The organism is Salipiger bermudensis, from assembly GCF_020171625.1.
GTDB lineage: Bacteria > Pseudomonadota > Alphaproteobacteria > Rhodobacterales > Rhodobacteraceae > Salipiger > Salipiger bermudensis_B.
In genome coordinates, this window is record NZ_JAIUZY010000008.1 from 143958 (window position 1) to 157895 (window position 13938).

Annotated in this window: 15 protein-coding genes; 6 read left to right on the forward strand and 9 right to left on the reverse strand. The window is 68.1% G+C overall.

Annotated features, from left to right (window positions below):
• Nucleotides 1-2 precede the first annotated feature (2 nt).
• From LCM15_RS15390 to LCM15_RS15415, 6 genes are all read right to left on the reverse strand, one after another.
• A complete protein-coding gene (locus LCM15_RS15390) occupies nt 3-1139 on the reverse strand; it encodes a ceramide glucosyltransferase (protein WP_224857950.1) in 1137 nt (378 codons plus the stop codon).
• Nucleotides 1136-1957, reverse strand: a complete 822-nt coding sequence (locus LCM15_RS15395; protein ID WP_224857952.1) for a UDP-2,3-diacylglucosamine diphosphatase — start codon at nt 1955-1957, stop codon at nt 1136-1138. Before LCM15_RS15395 ends, LCM15_RS15390 begins: the two co-directional genes overlap by 4 nt.
• A 149-nt stretch (nt 1958-2106) precedes the next feature.
• Nucleotides 2107-3207 carry a molybdenum ABC transporter ATP-binding protein gene (modC, locus tag LCM15_RS15400; protein ID WP_224857954.1) on the reverse strand — a complete coding sequence of 367 codons (1101 nt, stop codon included), beginning with the start codon at nt 3205-3207 and terminating at the stop codon, nt 2107-2109.
• Nucleotides 3204-3896, reverse strand: a complete 693-nt coding sequence (gene modB, locus LCM15_RS15405) for a molybdate ABC transporter permease subunit (RefSeq protein WP_224857956.1) — start codon at nt 3894-3896, stop codon at nt 3204-3206. Before modB ends, modC begins: the two co-directional genes overlap by 4 nt.
• Before the next feature lie 8 nt (nt 3897-3904).
• The gene (gene modA, locus LCM15_RS15410) at nt 3905-4675 is read right to left on the reverse strand and encodes a molybdate ABC transporter substrate-binding protein (RefSeq protein WP_224857958.1); all 771 of its coding nucleotides are present in this window, start codon (nt 4673-4675) and stop codon (nt 3905-3907) included.
• Between the two features lie 60 nt (nt 4676-4735).
• The gene (locus LCM15_RS15415) at nt 4736-5131 is read right to left on the reverse strand and encodes a winged helix-turn-helix domain-containing protein (RefSeq protein WP_224857960.1); all 396 of its coding nucleotides are present in this window, start codon (nt 5129-5131) and stop codon (nt 4736-4738) included.
• A gap of 76 nt (nt 5132-5207) precedes the next feature.
• Here LCM15_RS15415 and LCM15_RS15420 point away from each other — a divergent pair, with 76 nt between their 5' ends.
• The gene (locus tag LCM15_RS15420; RefSeq protein WP_224857962.1) at nt 5208-5816 is read left to right on the forward strand and encodes a CDP-alcohol phosphatidyltransferase family protein; all 609 of its coding nucleotides are present in this window, start codon (nt 5208-5210) and stop codon (nt 5814-5816) included.
• 75 nt (nt 5817-5891) lie between these two features.
• Here the strand turns inward: LCM15_RS15420 and LCM15_RS15425 are convergent, their stop codons facing one another.
• Complete coding sequence (locus LCM15_RS15425) at nt 5892-6098, reverse strand: cold-shock protein (RefSeq protein WP_224857964.1); 207 nt, start codon at nt 6096-6098, stop codon at nt 5892-5894.
• Between the two features lie 218 nt (nt 6099-6316).
• Between LCM15_RS15425 and LCM15_RS15430 the strand changes: the two genes are divergently transcribed.
• The gene (locus tag LCM15_RS15430) at nt 6317-6499 is read left to right on the forward strand and encodes a hypothetical protein (RefSeq protein WP_224857966.1); all 183 of its coding nucleotides are present in this window, start codon (nt 6317-6319) and stop codon (nt 6497-6499) included.
• Between the two features lie 308 nt (nt 6500-6807).
• On the opposite strand, the gene ettA is transcribed toward LCM15_RS15430, so the two are convergent.
• On the reverse strand, nt 6808-8463 hold the full coding sequence (ettA, locus tag LCM15_RS15435; RefSeq protein WP_224857968.1) for an energy-dependent translational throttle protein EttA: 1656 nt from the start codon (nt 8461-8463) through the stop codon (nt 6808-6810).
• A 230-nt stretch (nt 8464-8693) separates the two neighbouring features.
• Here ettA and LCM15_RS15440 point away from each other — a divergent pair, with 230 nt between their 5' ends.
• Nucleotides 8694-9308: a nicotinate-nucleotide adenylyltransferase gene (locus tag LCM15_RS15440; RefSeq protein ID WP_224857970.1), complete on the forward strand. Its 615-nt coding sequence runs from the start codon at nt 8694-8696 to the stop codon at nt 9306-9308.
• Nucleotides 9309-9366: 58 nt separating this feature from the next.
• Nucleotides 9367-10866 (forward strand): D-alanyl-D-alanine carboxypeptidase/D-alanyl-D-alanine-endopeptidase, encoded by a 1500-nt coding sequence (gene dacB / locus LCM15_RS15445; protein WP_224857972.1) that lies wholly within the window; start codon nt 9367-9369, stop codon nt 10864-10866.
• Between the two features lie 332 nt (nt 10867-11198).
• Here the strand turns inward: dacB and LCM15_RS15450 are convergent, their stop codons facing one another.
• Complete coding sequence (locus LCM15_RS15450; RefSeq protein WP_224857974.1) at nt 11199-11624, reverse strand: tellurite resistance TerB family protein; 426 nt, start codon at nt 11622-11624, stop codon at nt 11199-11201.
• Between the two features lie 151 nt (nt 11625-11775).
• Here LCM15_RS15450 and LCM15_RS15455 point away from each other — a divergent pair, with 151 nt between their 5' ends.
• Both LCM15_RS15455 and LCM15_RS15460 read left to right on the forward strand, forming a co-directional pair.
• Entirely contained in the window at nt 11776-13353 is a 1578-nt protein-coding gene (locus tag LCM15_RS15455) for a lysine--tRNA ligase (protein WP_224857976.1), read from the forward strand.
• Nucleotides 13354-13411: 58 nt separating this feature from the next.
• A complete protein-coding gene (locus tag LCM15_RS15460) occupies nt 13412-13816 on the forward strand; it encodes a DUF4864 domain-containing protein (RefSeq protein WP_224857978.1) in 405 nt (134 codons plus the stop codon).
• Nucleotides 13817-13938 lie beyond the last annotated feature (122 nt).

The following is a 13938-nucleotide window of genomic DNA, read 5'->3' on the forward strand; positions in this document are numbered from 1 at the left end:
GCTTACTCCGCGGCGCCTGCGGCCTCGGCGGGCGCCATGTCGGTGCCGCGCCATGTAAAGCCACGCCCCGTCCATGTGGCGACCCAGAGCGCCGGAAGCAAGGCGTCCCGCATCCCCATGGCCGCCAGATCACGCAGCCCGGCAGGCCAGCCGGCACGGCGGGCCAGCGCCATCTCGGCTCCGTACCACAGCGCCACGAGCGCCGGCAGCGCGCCGAGCGGCGCGGCGCCCGTTGCGACCAGACCGAGCGTTGCGGCCAGCGGCAGCAGCGGCCCCTGGGCGATCTCGGCGCAGAAGATCAGCGCAAAGCCGTCGCGGCGCACCTTGCTCCAGCGCAGCTGCCGCTCCCAGACCGCGCGCGCATGGCGCGTCCCGATGGGCTGGGCGAAGAGCCGCGGGGTCAGGCGCACCCGCTTGCCCTGCGCCCGCACCAGCTTGGTCGCGGCCACGTCCTCGGCAAGGTTGCGTCCGAGCGCCGGAAGGCCGCCGCCCGCCTCGAGGATGTCGCGGCGCCAGAACAGCGTCTTGCCCTGTGCAAAACCCAGCCCGAGGCTGTCGGCGGCGAGCTGCCACCGGCCCTGCGAGCTGTTAAGGAAGGCGCATTCCACCGCGCCCCAGAAATTCCCGGGGCGCGTCCCGGCGGGCGGCGAGGTGACCAGCCCGGTGTCGCTGCGCCACGTGGCAATGAGCGTGCGCAGGTAGTCGGACGGCAGCAACAGGTTGCTGTCGGTCATCGCCAGCCACTCGCCGCGCGCCTCGCGATAGCCCTTGTGCAGGTTGTTGAGCTTGGGATTGCCGCTGATCGGGGTCTCGCCGAAGAGCAGCGTCGCCTCGACCTGCGGGTTCTCGGCGATCAGCGCGCGCACCAGCGGCACCGAGGGGTCGGTCTCGGACGGCGCACAGAAGACCACCTCGTAGCGCGGGTAGCCCTGTCGGAACGACGAGCCGAGTGTCTCGCGGTCGAACGAGTCGAGGCCGCAGACCGGGCGCACCAGCGAGATATAGGGCAGCGTGGTCTCATCCTTCGGCGCCGCGGGGCGCCTTCGATACCGCCATGCCGCCAACAGGGCGCTGAGCAGATGCGCGGCGAGGGTGACACCGAGGATCGCGGCGAGCGCGGAGATCAGCAGGTCGGTCATGCGATGCCTTCCGCCAATGCGCCAGTGCCCGCGGCGGGTGTCACGGCGGCCGGGGACGGCGCCGCGGCGGCGGTGAATTCGACGAGGCTCAGGGTGCCATGCGCGTCCTCTGTCATCGCGGTGAGGCTGTCGATCCAGTCGCCGCAATTGGCATAGACCATCTCGCCATGGCGGCGCAGGCCGGGCTTGTGCGAATGGCCGCAGATCACGCCGCCGGTGCCGGCGGCACGGGCCAGCTTGATCAGGCGACGTTCAAAGCGATCGCCCATCGCCAGAAGCTGGTTGGCCCGCGCGATGACCCGCTGGGCGGGACTTTGTGTCCCCGCGGGGACATCTCCGCGCCGGCGCTGCCAGTCGTCGACCTGCCGCAGCACCGCGTCGAGCCGGCTGCCGAGGCGGGTCATGGCGTGCCAGCGCAGGATGCGCGGGTCGCACTGGTCGCCGTGGAGCACGAGATAGCGCCGGCCATCGGCGGCGTGATGGATCACCGCTTCGCGCAACTCCCAGCCCTCGACCGCCGCGTCGGGGGCGCGCATCGCCGCGTCGTGGTTGCCGGGAAGATAGACGATCCGCGTGCCGTTGCGGCGCCGCATCCGGAACTCGGCCATCAGGGTTTCGTGGGCGCCGGTCCAGTGCAGGCGCCCCCCGTGCCAGAGGTCGAAGATGTCGCCGACGAGATAGATCGTTTCGGCTTCGATGTTTCGGAGAAAGGCGAGAACCTGCGACGGGCGGCTGGCGCGGGCCCCGAGATGCAGGTCCGACAGGAACAGGCTGCGTATCGTGCGGCGGGCGTCATTGCCGGCGGGAGAAGACGGCATCGGAAGGTCTTTCTTGTTCGCTCGCCCGCCTTATGGCGGCAGCGTGTATCGGGAGTGTGACGGATCACGACCCGTGCCCGAACGCCGTTGGCGGTGATCGGGTTCCTTCGAGATCTATGGAAAATGCTGCAGTGCAGAAAGCGCGGCGATCAGCCGGGGCGCGGGCCGCCCGCGATGGCGCCCTTGGCCACGGAAACCGCTTTTAGAACGGCGAAAACCTCCTGCCCGTCGCAGAGCCCCAAGGCCGAGACCGAGCGCTGCGTGACCCGCGCGAGCAGCAGGTTGCCGCAGGCGTCGAGCTGGACCAGCGCGCCGGGGCCGTTGCCCATGCGCAACGCCCGGATGCGGCAGGGAAGGATGTTGAGGGCCGAGATCCGCTCGGGCCGCGTGGTGGCGAGCATCACGTCCTGCGCCTCGATATGAACCCGCAGCGGCGTGCCGGGCGCGCGGGGAACCGAGGGGATGAGCAGGCGCAGCCCGCCCGCCGCCTCGAGCTCGGTCAGCCCGTCCTCGTGGTGGCGCAGGATGCTGGCCTCGATCACCGCGCCGGCGGCGCCCGCCCCCAGCGGTGTCACCTCCGGGTCGCCAAGCACGTCGGTGGCGCTGCCGTGGCGTGTCACCCGGCCATCCTGCAGCGCCACAACCGAGGTGGCGAGCCGCGCGACTTCGGCTGGGGCGTGGCTGACATAGAGGATCGGCACCTCGGTCTCGTCCCGGAGGCGCTCGAAATAGGGCAGGATCTCTGACTTTCGCGCCTCGTCCAGCGCCGCGAGCGGCTCGTCGGCGAGGATCAGGCGGGGCCGGGCCAGCAGGGCACGCCCGATCGCCACGCGCTGGCGCTCGCCACCGGAAAGCGCGCCGGGGCGGCGGGAGAGCAGCGGCGCGATGCCAAGCATGTCGATGACGCGGTCGATCTCGTCGGGGGGGCTGTCGCGGGGAGCGAACCAGCGCCCGTAAAGCAGGTTCTGCCGCACGGTGAGATGCGGGAAGAGCCGCGCGTCCTGAAAGATGTAGCCGAGGCGGCGGCGATGCGGCGGCTGCCAGATGCGGCGCGCGCTGTCGAACAGCACCTGATCGCCAAGCGCGATGCGGCCCGCATCCGGGCGCAACAGCCCGGCCACCGCGTTGACGATGGTGGTCTTGCCCGAGCCGGAGCGCCCGAACAGCACGGTCAGGCCCGGCGGGGCCTCGAAGCCGAGGTCGAGCTGGAAGCCGCCGAAACAGTGGCGGATCGAAACCCGAAGGCTCATGCGCCCGCCACCCGTTTCGCGATGCGGCGCGAGAGCACTTCCGACAGGATCAGCGCCGCCATGGCGATGGCCACCGAAACCGCCACCAGCCGCAGCGCCGAGGCCTCGCCCCCCGGCACCTGCAGGAAGGCGTAGATCGCCGAGGGCAGGGTCTGGGTCTGGCCGGGGATGTTGGAGACGAAGGTGATGGTGGCGCCGAACTCGCCCATCGCCTTGGCGAAGGCGAGGATGGCGCCGGCGAGGATGCCGGGCAGGGTGAGCGGCAGCGTGACGGTGGCGAACACCCAGAGGCGCGAGGCCCCGAGCGTCGCCCCGGCCTGCTCGAGCTTGGGGTCCACCGCCTCGATCGACAGGCGGATGGCGCGCACGAGCAGCGGGAAGGCCATGATCCCGGCGGCCAGCGCCGCGCCGGTCCAGTGGAAGGCGAAGACGATGCCGATCTCCTTCAGGGCGGCGCCGATGGGGCCGCGGGTGCCGAAGGTCAGCAGCAGCAGGTAACCGGTGACCACCGGCGGCAGGATCAGCGGCAGGTGCACCAGCCCGTTCAGCACCTGCTTGCCGGGAAACTCCCAGCGCGCCAGCGCATAGGCCACGAGGATCCCCGGCGGCAGGCCGGCCAGCGTCGCCCAGAGCGCCACGCGCAGCGACAGCGCGACGGCTTGCCATTCGTCGGGGCCGAGCAGGGACATGGGGGCGACTACTCCGTCAGGACGGTGAAACCCTGCCGCTCGAAGGCGGCGCGCGCAACCGGGCCCTGCAGATAGGCGAGGAATGCGTCGGCAACCGCGCTGTCGCTGTCACGGATGCGCGCCACGGGGTAGGTGATCGGAGCGTGGCTGTCTTCGGGGAAGCTCCCCAGCACGGTGACCGACGGTTCGGCATGGGCGTCTGTGGCGTATACGATGCCCAAGGGCGCCTCGCCGGTGGCGACAAGCGCCAGTGCTGCGCGCACGTTGTCGGCCTGCGCCACCTTGGGGGCGCCGGCGTTCCAGAGGCCGAGGGCCTCCAGAGCCGCCTTGCCGTAGATCCCCGCGGGGACCGCCTCGACCAGCGCCATGGCGAGGTGGTCCTCCCCCAGCATATCGGCAAGCGGCAGATCGGAGGTGATCTCGACCGCGCCTGCCTCGGGATCGTGGGCGATCAGCACGAGGCTGTTGCCAAGCAGGTCGGTGCGTGTGGCGTCATCGATCAGTCCGTCGGCCTCCAGTGTGTCCATCCAGCCGGGATTGGCGGAAATGAACAGATCCGCCGGTGCGCCCGCCTGGATCTGCCGCGCCAGAGCCGAGGAGCCGGCGAAGGAGACCCGCGCGGTTTCGCCGGTCTCTTCGGTGAAGCGGGCGGTGATCTCGTCCATCGCGGTCTTCACGCTGGCGGCGGCGAACACCGTCACCTGCTCGGCGCACGCGCCGGAAGCCGCGACAGCAACCAGGGCGAGGGCGGCGAGCGAGGGCGGGGTGAAGAGGGGCATGGCGGCTCCGGACGCAATATGTTTCCAGAAACATATCGGGCGGCCCCCGTGTGACAAGCGCTATTTCTCCTGCGACATATCGCTGAGCAGCGACTTCAGCGCGGCGATGTCCTCGGCGCCGGCGGCGGCGGCGGCGCGTTCGACGCGGCGGTAATGCGACAGCACCCGCACGCCGGTCTCGGTCAGCCGCGCGCCACCGCCGCGGGTGCCGCCCCGGTTGCGTTCGACCAAGGGCGCGCGGAAGGCGTGGTTCATCTCTTCGACGAGGCTCCATGCGCGTTTGTAGCTCATCGCCATGGCCCGCCCGGCGGCGGCGATGGAGCCGGTCTCGGCGATTCGGTCGAGCAGCTCGGCCTTGCCGGGGCCAAGCATGGCGCTGTCGCCGAACAGGATGCGCAGGCGCAGGCGGGGATCGGGGGCGTCGTCGCGGTCCGGGGGCGGGGGAAGCTCTGTCATGGCTCAACTTTCCGGGATCGCGGTTGCGCTTGCAAGCGCGGCGCGAAACAGTCGCGCAGGACCACCGGGAGGCCCCATGTTCGACGCCAAGCTCCTGCCGCTGCAGCGGCGCCTGATTCACCCTCTGGCGGGGCGCCTGCACGCGGGCGGCGTGAAGGCCGACACGATCACGCTGGCGGGGTTCGCGCTGGGGCTGCTGGGGGTGCTGGCGGCGGCGGGCGGGCTGTTTTGGCTGGCGCTCGTCGGGCTCGTGGCGAACCGGCTGGCGGACGGTCTCGACGGGGAGGTGGCGCGGCTGGCGGGGCCGACGGATCGCGGCGCCTTCCTCGACATCGCGCTCGACTTTCTGTTCTACGCGCTGTTCCCGCTGGGCTTCGCCATGGCCGATCCGGGGGCGAACGCGCTGCCCGCGGCGGTTCTGGTGGCGAGCTTCGTGGGCACCGGCTCGTCCTTCCTCGCGTTTTCGATCATCGCCGAGCGGCGTGGGCTCACCTCGGAGGACTACCCCTCGAAGGGCATCTTCTATCTCGGCGGGCTGACCGAAGGCGCCGAGACAATCGGTCTTTTCGTGCTGATCTGCCTGCTGCCGGGGTGGTTCCCGGTGCTGGCGCTGGCGTTTGCCGCCGCCTGCTTCGTCACCACGCTGACGCGCTGGCTTGCCGGTTGGCGGCTGTTCGGCGGTTGAGGGGGCTGGACGCGAGGCCGCAAACGAAAAAGGCGCGCCCTGGGGCGCGCCTTCCGGCTGGCCTGATCGGATCGATCAGAGCAGCTCGAGATTCACGGCGCTCTCGCGGCCATCACGGCCGGATTGCAGCTCGTAGGACACTTTCTGGTTGTCCTTGAGCTCGGACAGGCCGGAACGCTCGAGTGCGGAGATGTGCACGAACACGTCCTGGGAGCCGCCCTCGGGAGCGATGAAGCCGTAGCCTTTGGTGGTGTTGAACCACTTCACGGTACCAGTTGGCATGGGATGAACCCTTTCCTTGTCTTGCCGCACGCGTAGATGCTGCGGCCCGGCGTCGTCGTCTAGTCTCGACAGCGGCCGTGAAAGGAACGGGTCGGATAGAGAGTAGCAGTCTGAGATATGACATGACGGTTTGAGTCGCACAAGCTTTGACGCGAGGTGCGGAACGGCTTTCCCGCTCAGGGCGTTTCTAGCGCAGAACCAACGCTTAGGAGAGAACGATGTCGATTCAGCGTCTCGCAAAGAAGGCCCTGTCGGCCTATGCCCGCAGCAAGCGTGGGGGCCATCACGCCGGCACCCCGGTCCGGAACCGCCCGGTGCGTCATCACAAGGTGAAGCGCGGCCGCAGCGTCGAGAGCCAGATCGCCTCGAAGGCGGTGCGGGCGATCCGCAGGGCGCTGTGAGGTACAGTGGTCGTACGTTCCGCGGGCGCGGGACAAGGCCGTAGGCCGCCGCGCCATCGCCGGCCCGCCCCCCGGGCTGGCGATTTGGTGACATCCGAGCCGCGTTTCGAGGTCCTTCGGACTTGGCTGCGATAAAACAAGAGGCTCCTCGGGTGGATCGCCATCCCGCGAGCCGGCAATGGCGCGGCGGCGTCTGACACCTCCAAAGGGTCACTTTCGACCGAGAGTTTTGCAGCGCGCTCTACGAAAAAAGGCGGGGAGATCCCCGCCTTTTCCGTCTTCATATCTCACCGATCCAAGCGTTTTGCTCAGCGCGTGAACTTCTTGAACTTCACCCGCTTGGGCTCGACCGCGTCGGGGCCGAGGCGGCGCTTCTTGTCTTCCTCGTAATCCTCGAAGTTGCCCTCGAACCATTCCACATGCGCCTCGCCCTCGAAGGCGAGGATGTGGGTGCAGATCCGGTCGAGGAAGAAGCGGTCGTGCGAGATCACCACGGCACAGCCGGCGAAATCGACCAGCGCGTCCTCGAGCGCCCGCAGGGTCTCGACGTCGAGGTCGTTGGTCGGTTCGTCGAGCAGGATGACGTTGCCGCCCGACTTCAGCAGCCGTGCCATGTGCACGCGGTTGCGTTCACCACCCGAGAGCAGGCCGACCTTCTTCTGCTGGTCGCCGCCCTTGAAGTTGAACGCCCCGCAATAGGCGCGCGAGTTCATCTGCGCATCGCCAAGCTGGATGATCTCCGCCCCGCCCGAGATGGCCTCCCAGACCGTGGCGTCGGACTCGAGATCGTCGCGCGACTGGTCGACATAGGACATCTGCACCGTGTCGCCGAACTCGATATGGCCCGCGTCGGGCTGTTCCTGTCCGGTAAGCATCTTGAACAAGGTCGACTTGCCGGCGCCGTTGGGGCCGATCACGCCGACGATGCCGCCCGGCGGCAGCGAGAAGCTCAGATCCTCGATGAGGAGCTTGTCGCCCATCGCCTTCTTCAGGCCCTCGACCTCGATCACCTTGGAGCCGAGGCGTTCACCGTTCGGGATGACGATCTGCGCCTTGCCGACGCGCTCGCGCTCGGACTGCGAGGCGAGATCGTTATAGGCCGAGATCCGTGCCTTCGACTTGGCCTGACGCGCCTTGGCGCCCTGCCGCATCCACTCGAGCTCGCGCTCCAGCGTCTTCTGCTTGGCCTTGTCCTCGCGGGCTTCCTGCTCGAGGCGCTTGGCCTTCTGCTCCAGCCACGCGGAGTAGTTGCCCTCGTAGGGGATGCCGCGCCCGCGATCGAGTTCGAGGATCCAGCCGGTGATGTCGTCGAGGAAGTACCGGTCGTGCGTGACGCACAGGATGGTGCCCTTGTACTCGATCAGGTGGTTCTGCAGCCACGCGATGGTCTCGGCGTCGAGGTGGTTGGTCGGTTCGTCGAGCAGCAGCATGTCGGGCGCTTCGAGCAGCAGCTTGCAGAGCGCCACGCGGCGGCGCTCACCGCCCGACAGGGTGGTGACGTCGGCATCGTCGGCGGGGCAGCGCAGTGCCTCCATGGCGACGTCGATCTGGCCGTCGAGATCCCACAGGTCGTTTGCGTCGATCTCGTCCTGCAGCGCCGCCATCTCCTCGGCGGTCTCGTCGCTGTAGTTCATCGCGAGCTCGTTGAAGCGGTCAAGCTTGGCCTTCTTCGCGGCGACGCCGAGCATGACGTTCTCGCGCACGGTGAGCTCGGGCTCGAGATGCGGCTCCTGCGGCAGGTAGCCGACCTTGGCGCCCTCGGCGGCCCAGGCCTCGCCGGTGAAGTCCTTGTCGATGCCGGCCATGATTCGCATCAGGGTCGACTTACCGGCGCCGTTGACGCCGACGACACCGATTTTCACACCCGGCAGAAAGCTCAGGCGGATGTTTTCGAAGCACTTCTTGCCGCCCGGATAGGTCTTGGAGACTCCATCCATGTGGTAGACGTACTGATAGCTGGCCATGCTGTCCTCCGGTGACTGGTTGGGCGCCTGTATCGCACCGGGACGGGGGAATGCAAAGCCCCCGACCGCTCGGGGCGCAAAGGGTCTTTGCGACGGCCTTGGCAGGGGCCGTGCAGGCGTGGCGCCGCCGTCAGGGTGCCGGGCCGAGGCTGCCTGCGGTCGGGTTTTCTGTTGTCATTCGCGCGTGTTCCGGTGTCTTTTGCCGCCACTTCGGAAACGGAAGGGCCGGGATGGCTTGGAATGCGCATGAGGCGGGGCTGCATCTGACCCCGGGGATGACCGTGGGCCTGCTGGGGGGATCGTTCGATCCGCCGCACGCCGGGCACGTGCACATCACCCGCGAGGCGCTGCGCCGCTTCGGGCTCGACCGGGTGGTCTGGCTGGTCAGCCCGGGCAATCCGCTCAAGGCGCACGGGCCGGCGCCGCTGGCCGAGCGCATCGACGCGGCGCGGCGGATCATGGATCATCCCCGGGTTATCGTGAGCGATGTCGAGCGGCTGCTCGGCACCCGCCACACCGCGCGCACGCTGGCGCATCTGCAGGCGCGGTTTCCGGGGGTGAACTTCGTCTGGCTGATGGGCGCCGACAACCTCGCGCAGCTGCATCGCTGGGAGGACTGGCGCGAGATCATGGAGCGCGTGCCGGTGGGCGTGCTGGCCCGGCCCGGCTCCCGGATGGCGGCGCGCGGCTCGGTGGCGGCGGATGTCTACCGCCACGCGCGGCTGCCGGATCGTGCCGCCGGACAGCTGGCGCGCGCGGTGCCCCCGGCCTGGTGCTTCGTCAACGTACCGTTGGTGAATCTGAGCTCGACCGAGCTGCGCGGCGCCGCGGGCAGCAAAATGTGATCATTTGCTGCGACTCCCCCGCTTGTCGGCGGACAATCGCTGCGGTTACATCGGCGCCATGACTCAAGGCTTCTCCAGGCGTGCATTCCTGACCTCACTCGCGGCCGCCGGCGCTGGCGCCGCGCTCCCGGCCTGGGCGGATGCGCCCACCGCTTCGCTGCGTCCCGTCGCCCGCGGCGAAGACGTGCGCCTGCGCACGCTCAAATCCGCCGAAGAACTGATCGAGGCGGCGCGGCTCGACGGGATCGTCGGCTTCGCGGCGATCAACCTCGCCAACGGCGCGGTGATCGAGCAGCACGACGGCACGACCGGTATGCCGCCTGCGAGCGTGGCCAAGGCGCTCACGGCGTCCTACGCGCTCGACGTGCTCGGGCCGGACTATCGCTTCCCGACCGAGATCCTCGCCACCGGCCCGGTAAAAGACGGCGTGGTCGAGGGCGATCTGGTTCTGCTTGGCGGCGGTGACCCGACGCTCGACACCGACGGTCTCGGCGAGCTTGCGGTGCAGCTCAAGGAGAAGGGCATCACCGGCGTGACGGGCAAGTTCCTCGTCTGCGGCTCGGCCCTGCCGTTCACCCGCACCATCGACCCCGGCCAGCCGCCGCATCTGGGCTACAGCCCGGCGGTGTCGGGGCTGAACCTGAACTACAATCGCGTGCATTTCGAATGGGCGAAGGCCGGCGACGGCTATGATATCACGATGGATGCGCCCTCGAACACGCTGCGCCCTGCCGTCCGCATGGCGCGCATGGGCATCGTGTCGCGGCAGGGGCCGGTCTACACCTACGCCGATGGCGGCGTGAGCGACGAATGGACCGTGGCCCGCGGGGCGCTTGGCGATGGCGGGTCGCGCTGGCTGCCGGTGCGCAAGCCCGAGCTTTACGCTGGGGAGGTCTTTCAGGCCCTCGCCGAGTTCCGCGGTGTGAAATTGCCGGCGCCGGAGATCGTGCTGGAGCGTCCGGAGGGCGACACGCTGGCGCGCCGCGAGAGCGGGAAGCTGGTCCAGATCCTGCATGACATGCTGAAATACTCGACCAACCTCACCGCCGAGATCGTCGGGCAGACGGCCACGCGGGTGCGCACCGGCATGGTGACCTCGCTCGAGACCTCGGCGGCGGCGATGAACGCCTGGGCCCGGGAGGAACTGGGGCTCGTGAACGTCGCTCTGGTCGATCACTCGGGGCTGAGCGGCCTGAGCCGGATCGCGGCGGTCGACATGGCGACGGCGATGAAGGAGGCGCGCACGCGGCTCGAGCTGAAGCCTCTGCTCAAGAGCTTCCGGATGCGCGGCGAACTGAACGCCGGCGGGGAGGAACATCCGGTCAAGGTGTTGGCCAAGACCGGCACGCTGAACTTCGTCAGCGGACTGTCGGGCTTTGCCGAGCTGCCGGACGGATCGGAACTGGCCTTCGCGATCTTCTGCGGTGACATTCCGCGCCGCGAGGCGCTCAGCATGGAACAGCGCGAGCGCCCGGACGGGGCGCGGGCCTGGAATTCCCGCGCCAAGGTTCTGCAATCGCGGCTGATCGAGCGCTGGTCCGTTCTGGTGAGCGCCTGAGGTCTTGCTGGCCGTCCGAGGGCGGCGGGCTAGACGGTCAGAGGTGGTTTACCCTCGTGGCGGGCCTCAGAACCCGGCCACGAACCATGCCGAAATCCCGGAGGCCCCGAGGATCGGTAGCAGGCAGAGAATGGCGGCCCCCAGCAGGGTAAGGCGAATGCGGGTCATGGAATGCTCCCGGTTCAAAAAGGCGTGTGAAACAAACGAACGGCGATAATTGCCACGTTTCAGACTGCCCGATGCGGGAGATTATGTAGAGTTTTTCAAGCCGAGAGCGCGTGCGGTCGGCGCATCTCTGCCCCGGTGTGGGGGGATGCGCCGAAGCTTCGCCGTCAGGCGGGGAGGTGCCGGGCGCGGGCGCCGCGCTCGATCGCTGCGGCGTGCAGGCGATCTATATCGAGCTCGTAGCGGATTTCTTCCAGCAAGCGCAGCTCTTCCTCGCGCAAGGTGCCATCGGCGGCGGCCACGTCGCAGGCCAGCGCATAGGCGGTCTCGAACAGGCGCTCGGGCAGGTTGTCGCGGATCAGGCCGAACAGCGCATCGAGCCCGTCTTCCTGATCGAAGAGCTGGAACACGAGGTCGGACATGTTGCGGATGCGGTCGATATCGTACTCTGCGAAGATCGGCAGCAGGTTGACCGAGGACTCGATCTTCACGAGTTCCGCGGTGCGGATGTTCTGGTCCGATGCCGAGACGGCGATCATCACGGCGACGAGACAGTCCTGGGACGTCAGCGGGTGCGGGGTGGCTTCGTTCACGGCTGCTCTTTCTTCGGTTGACCCTTTGGCGTCAATTTATTGACCGCGCCCCCTGTCTGCAATAGGAGGCGGGCGCAACCGCCACGGACTCACCGTGGGCGGTCCTTCCCCCGTGTTGCCAAATCACACGCGATCCAATGGAGTGTTTCAGATGTCCGATCTGCGCGAAGCCGCGATGAGTTCGAAGGCCTGGCCCTTTGAAGAGGCGCGCCGCGTCCTGAAACGCTACGAGAAAAAGCCGCCCGAGAAGGGCTTCGTGCTGTTCGAAACCGGCTACGGCCCCTCGGGCCTGCCGCATATCGGCACCTTCGGCGAGGTCGCGCGCACCACGATGATCCGCCGCGCCTTCGAGCTGATCTCGGACATCCCGACCCGGCTGATCTGCTTCTCCGACGACATGGACGGGATGCGCAAGGTGCCCGAGAACGTGCCGAACCAAGAGCTGCTGCAGGCCAACCTGCAGCGCCCGCTGACCGCGGTGCCGGACCCGTTCGAGGAATACGAGAGCTTCGGCCACCACAACAACGCCATGCTGCGGCGTTTCCTCGACACGTTCGGGTTCGAGTACGAGTTCTACTCGGCCACCGATTTCTACAAGAGCGGCAAGTTCGACGAGATCCTGCTGCGCTGCGTCGAGAATTATGACGACCTGATGGCGATCATGCTGAAATCGCTCCGCGACGAGCGCCAGCAGACCTATTCGATCTTCCTGCCGATCCACCCCGAGACCGGCCGGGTGCTCTATGTGCCGGTGAAGCATGTCGACCCCAAGGACGGCACCATCACCTTCGACGACGATGACGGCAAGGAATGGACCCTGCCGGTCACCGGCGGCAACGTGAAGCTGCAGTGGAAGCCGGATTTCGGCGCCCGCTGGGCCGCCCTCGGTGTCGATTTCGAGATGTACGGCAAGGACCACTCGACCAACACGCCGATCTATGACGGCATCTGCCGGACCCTCGGCGTGCGCGCGCCCGAGCACTTCACCTACGAGCTGTTCCTCGACGATCAGGGCCAGAAGATCTCGAAGTCGAAGGGCAACGGCCTGTCGATCGACGAGTGGCTGACCTACGCCTCGACCGAGTCGCTGTCGTATTTCATGTACCAGAAGCCCAAGACCGCGAAGCGGCTGTGGTGGGACGTGATCCCCAAGGCGGTGGACGAGTATCACCAGCAGCTTCGGGCCTTCCCGGGGCAGGATGCCAAGGCGCAGCTCAACAACCCGGTGTGGCACATCCACGGCGGCAACGTGCCCGAGTCGAAGATGGTGGTGCCGTTCTCGATGCTGCTCAACCTCGCCTCGGCCGCCGGTGCCGAGGACAAGGAGACCATGTGGGGCTTCATCCGCCGCTACGCTCCCGAGGCGACCCCGCAGAGCCACCCCGATCTCGATCAGGCAGCCGGGTTCGCGGTGCGCTACTACGACGATTTCGTGAAGCCCACCAAGCAGTTCCGCGCCCCCGACGAGAAGGAGCGGGCGGCGATGGAGGACCTTGCGGGCCGTCTGCGCGGCTATGATGGCGAGGTCTCGGACGAGGCGCTGCAGACGCTGGTCTTCGCGGTCGGCAAGGAGCACGGCTTCGAGAACCTGCGCGACTGGTTCAAGGCGCTGTACGAGGTGCTGCTGGGCCAGAGCCAAGGGCCGCGCTTCGGCGGCTTCGTCGCGCTCTACGGCGTCGACGAGACCGTGGCGCTGATCGAGAAGGGCCTCGCGGGCGAGCTCGGCTGAGGCCGGTTTTGACCGCCTGACCGCTTGCGCTACCTCTTTGTCAGGAGGAGGTGGCGTGATGCGGACATGGGTAATGAACCTGATCGTGGGGCTGGCGCTCGCCGGGCCCGCGATCGCACAGGACAACGCCGAGATAGAAGGCGTCATCCGCCAGCAGCTCGACGCCTTCGACGCTGGAGACGTCGAGACGGCGTGGGGTTTTGCCAGCCCCGAGATCCAGCGCCTGTTCGGCAATCCCGAGAATTTCGGCCGCATGGTCGAGCGCGGCTATCCCATGGTCTGGGCGCCCGGCGAGGTGCGCTTCGGGGCGCTGTCGGAAAGCGATGGCGGGCTGTGGCAGACGGTGATCGTGCAGGATGCCGAGGGCGCGCTGCACGCGCTGCAATACCAGGTGGAGCAGATCGACGGAGACTGGCGCATCGCCGGTGTGCGGTTCGCGCCAGTGCCTGAGGTCTCGGCCTAGATTTGCCCCCTTGATCGGCCTCCTGACCGCGGCCTGCGGGCCGGGTGTTGCCGTTGCGCCGCGGCCGAGTTGCGGCGCGGTGGCCGGAGATCCTCTTAACGCCTCGAGATTATCTGCAGTTT